Source organism: Pseudomonas sp. 05T35, from assembly GCF_056396605.1.
In genome coordinates this window covers 1-3,746 of sequence record NZ_JBFTLU010000438.1, presented here as the reverse complement: position 1 = coordinate 3,746, position 3,746 = coordinate 1, and the positions used below count along the sequence as shown (strand labels likewise).

4 protein-coding genes and 1 rRNA gene are annotated in these 3,746 nt (G+C 56.7%); 3 read left to right on the top strand and 2 right to left on the bottom strand.

The window, feature by feature from the left end:
* Both AC1DH9_RS24730 and AC1DH9_RS24725 read left to right on the top strand, forming a co-directional pair.
* Positions 1 to 1,347, top strand: a 1,347-nt coding sequence (locus tag AC1DH9_RS24730) for a PqiB family protein (protein WP_477808954.1), incomplete at its 5' end; no start/stop codon positions are given.
* A 14-nt stretch (positions 1,348 to 1,361) separates the two neighbouring features.
* A complete protein-coding gene (locus AC1DH9_RS24725; protein ID WP_427543832.1) occupies positions 1,362 to 1,922 on the top strand; it encodes a PqiC family protein in 561 nt (186 codons plus the stop codon).
* A 19-nt stretch (positions 1,923 to 1,941) separates the two neighbouring features.
* Here the strand turns inward: AC1DH9_RS24725 and AC1DH9_RS24720 are convergent, their stop codons facing one another.
* Positions 1,942 to 2,991 carry a hypothetical protein gene (locus tag AC1DH9_RS24720; RefSeq protein ID WP_427543817.1) on the bottom strand — a complete coding sequence of 350 codons (1,050 nt, stop codon included), beginning with the start codon at positions 2,989 to 2,991 and terminating at the stop codon, positions 1,942 to 1,944.
* A gap of 216 nt (positions 2,992 to 3,207) precedes the next feature.
* Here AC1DH9_RS24720 and AC1DH9_RS24715 point away from each other — a divergent pair, with 216 nt between their 5' ends.
* Positions 3,208 to 3,582, top strand: coding sequence for a DUF2784 domain-containing protein (locus AC1DH9_RS24715; RefSeq protein WP_427543820.1), 375 nt, complete (start codon positions 3,208 to 3,210; stop codon positions 3,580 to 3,582).
* Between the two features lie 75 nt (positions 3,583 to 3,657).
* Here the strand turns inward: AC1DH9_RS24715 and rrf are convergent.
* Positions 3,658 to 3,746: ribosomal RNA gene (rrf, locus tag AC1DH9_RS24710) — 5S ribosomal RNA — on the bottom strand; the annotation flags it as partial.

Sequence of the window (3,746 nt, the reverse complement as noted above, 5' to 3'; positions counted from 1 at the left end):
TCCTTCACCCGCAAAGACTCGAAGTTCTGGGTCGTGCGGCCACGCATTGGTGCCGGCGGCGTGTCTGGATTTGACACGTTGCTCTCGGGCGCCTTTGTCGGTGCCGACGCCGGTCGCGCCGATGCCCGCGCCAAAACCTTCATCGGACTTGAAGCCCCACTGCCCCTCACCTTTGGTGAACCGGGCAAACATTTCATGTTGCACACCCAGGATCTCGGCTCACTGGAGATTGGCTCCCCTGTTTATTTCCGCAAGATCCCGGTGGGGCAAGTGGTCGCCTATACCCTGGATTCGGAAGGCAAGGGGGTGGATATCCAGGTCTTYGTCAAGGCGCCGAACGATGTCCACGTCACCGAAAACACTCGTTTCTGGAATGTCAGCGGTATCGCCATCGATGTGGGCGCCAATGGCTTTGCGTTCAAAACCGAGTCACTGTCAGCCTTGCTGGTGGGCGGAATTACCTTTCGTGCTCCAGACTACAGTCCCAACGACCAACCGGCGGCCGAAAACAGGAGCTTCGAGCTGTTCGACAATCAACAGACCGCCCTTGCCCCACCCAACGGCAAGGCACAATTCCTGTCGCTGCGTTTCAATCAGGCGTTGCGCGGCTTGAAGGTGGATGCCCCCGTGGAATTCCAGGGACTGGATATCGGCAAGGTGGTCGCGATCAATCTGGACTACGATGAGAAGGCCCACAGTTTCCCCATCAACGTGGGCATCGTGATCTATCCGCAACGTCTGGGCCAAGCCCATATCAAGATGCTGAAGGCCCTGAACTACAACCCCGACGACGAACAGGCGGTTAATCGACTCATGGGCAGCTTTGTCGAAAACGGTCTGCGCGCCCAAGCCCGCAGCGGAAATCTGTTGACCGGGCAACTGTACATTGCACTGGATTTCTTCCCTAAAGCCGAAAAAGTTGCCTTCGACCCCAACGCCCGKCCAATGCGGATACCCACTGTTCCTGCGAGCCTCGAGCAGTTGCAAGAGCAGCTTCAGGCAGTGATCGAAAAGATCAACAAGCTACCGATCGAGCGCATCGCCAACAACCTTGATGACAATCTGACAGAACTGCGAAAAAGCCTCAAACAAGTCAATAGCACGACACTGCCTGGTGTACAGAACACCTTGCAGGAGATGAGCAAAACCCTGCAATCGGCCAACTCGACCCTCGCCGAAGGCTCGCCGCAACGTGAGCAATTGAGTGAAACCCTGGACGAACTCGGGCGCGCATCACGCTCGCTGCGTGAATTGTCAGACTACCTGACCCGTCATCCTGAATCCCTGGTGCGCGGACGCCCCAAAGGTGCCCCGACACAAGACCTGCAGCCGTCTTCGAGCAATTGACCCAGGAGCAGCCCGTGTCTTTATCGCTGAAGTGTTCATTGCTCAGTCTGGTGGTGTTGCTCGCTGCATGTCGCAGCGATCCAATTCATTACCATACCCTGACCCCGACCCAGCTGACCGTTGGCGCGCGGGGTGGCGCAGATATCCAGATTGAGCGGGTCACTGTGCCGCCTCAGGTTGACCGCCCGCAAATCGTCATTCGTCAGGGCAACAGTGGCCTGGCAATTCTGGAAACCGAATGGTGGGGGGCCAGCCTGTCCGATGAGTTGAAAAGCGCCTTGGTCAATCAACTGTCTGGCACAACGTCTCAGCGCGATGTATCGCTGCGGGTCGATGTGCAGCGTTTTGATTCTGTCCCCGGTCAATACGCACTCGTCGATGTGAAATGGCGCCTGAGAACTGCTGGAGCCGATGCAAACAGGGCACCGCTGACCTGCCGCACAACGTTGCAAACACCGGCGGGGTCGACCGTCAATGATTTGGTGGCGGCTCATCAAAACAATGTAAAACGACTGGCCAGCCTGATCAGTAAAATGGCCAGCGCCCCCCTCAATGGATGTCCGCCTATTGATTAGCAGGAGGCGGGCTACTTTCCTACTGAAGAGCCTGACCGCCTTGCAGAGGAGACTCTAGCGGTGCAGGTTCGGGCACGACCGGCAGGTTTTTGGCGAGACTGCCTTCTATCTGTCCTGAAATATAGTAGACCCCCGCCATTACCCCATTGGCTTCATTCTCTATCAACCCAAGCCACGCTTTGTCGAACGCGTCGCCCAGGCTTTTGCGTAGCTGTGCTTCTGTCTCCGGCCGATCATGCTCGTTCGAGGCAGCACCAACACTCGCCGATACCACAGAAATTACTGCCCCCGCTACTCGGCCAACTGCCGCGGCAACAGCACCGGCGGCACTGCGGGTGGCAATCTCGGCTTCGAGTTTTTCGCCGGCTCGCTTGGCCACTGACGATATACCGGCGTCCGATAACCCGGCTCCCGCACCGCTGTTAGCGCTGCGGACTCGTTCGATCAAGGCCTGATAGGCTGGCAGATTGGTAACCGGTTCGGCGTGAGCAATTTGATAGAGCGAAGCGTTGCGTGCGGGCGGAGGTGCCAGCGCGATTGCCGGAATGTCGTTGAGTCGACGGTCGAATTGATCTTGAGGTGCACTGTAGTGCTGCTGGATCTCTACGAGATGCGCGTCGAGGGTCTGTAAATACAGGGCAATTGCATCGACCATAATTGCGTTGGGATCGGTGATCTTGGCGACGGGGTCCAGCACGCGCTCATGGTATTGCTCCTGTAGATAGACCGTTAGCCGGTTGACCACAGGGTCGACCTCTCCCCCACTGCTCATCTTGTACCAGCCCACCTTCGCAGACAGCCATTGCTGGGTCCAATAGCTGGTAAACCACGGGATGAAGTCCGTTTCAGTACGCTGGTAGACCAGCGCTCTCCAGCGCTCCATGGCGCTACGCGTGTAACGTTTGACTACCCCTTTGGAGGCCAATGAAGCGGTGTCTATGTCTTGATCAATCTGTTGCCAGGTTGCTTGCGAGATCACCACGGGCGCAGCCGGCTCGGAGGCGCGATGGACTGTGGCACATCCCGCCAACACCGCGAACAAGACAACGTGCAGGAAACGCAGATTCAAGATCGCAGTCCCCTAGAAATGACACGGCAGCGCTAATCTTTACGCTGTCCGAACGAAACGAGCAGCATTTCCAACCATGGTATTTTGAGTATAGGTGGCGAGAGACAGGACAAAAAATCACCGTGTGATATGTGGTTTTGGTGAAGGCGAGCAGCCTTACTTCAACAAAACCGCATATTCGGCGGCTATGGAAAACAATCAGAGGACGGAGTCGTCATGCTTTACCGAATAGCCGCCGACGGGCTGGTACTGTTTCATCTATTGTTCATTGTGTTCGCACTTTTCGGCGGCCTGTTGACGCTCAAATGGCGGCACTTGATCTGGTGGCACCTTCCGGCAGCCGTATGGGGCGTGGTCGTCGAAATCTTCCAGTTGAGCTGTCCCCTGACCCGCTGGGAAAACCTCTGGCGCCAATCTGCCGGACAGGACGGTTACGGTGACAGTTTCATCGAGCACTATGTGTGGCCGTTGATATACCCGGCCGGACTGACACCGGCGATACAGCTAGGGCTGGGCAGCCTGGTGCTTCTCATCAACGTGATTGTCTATGTGCATCTGGCCAGGCAGTGGAAGCTGGCGCGGGCAACCTAGTCAGGTTGTCCGGGCACTTTCTCGCAGGCAAAACAAAACCCCAACTGCTTTCGCAATTGGGGTTTCGGAATTTAATCTTGACGATGACCTACTCTCACATGGGGAAACCCCACACTACCATCGGCGATGCATCGTTTCACTGCTGAGTTCGGGATGGGATCAGG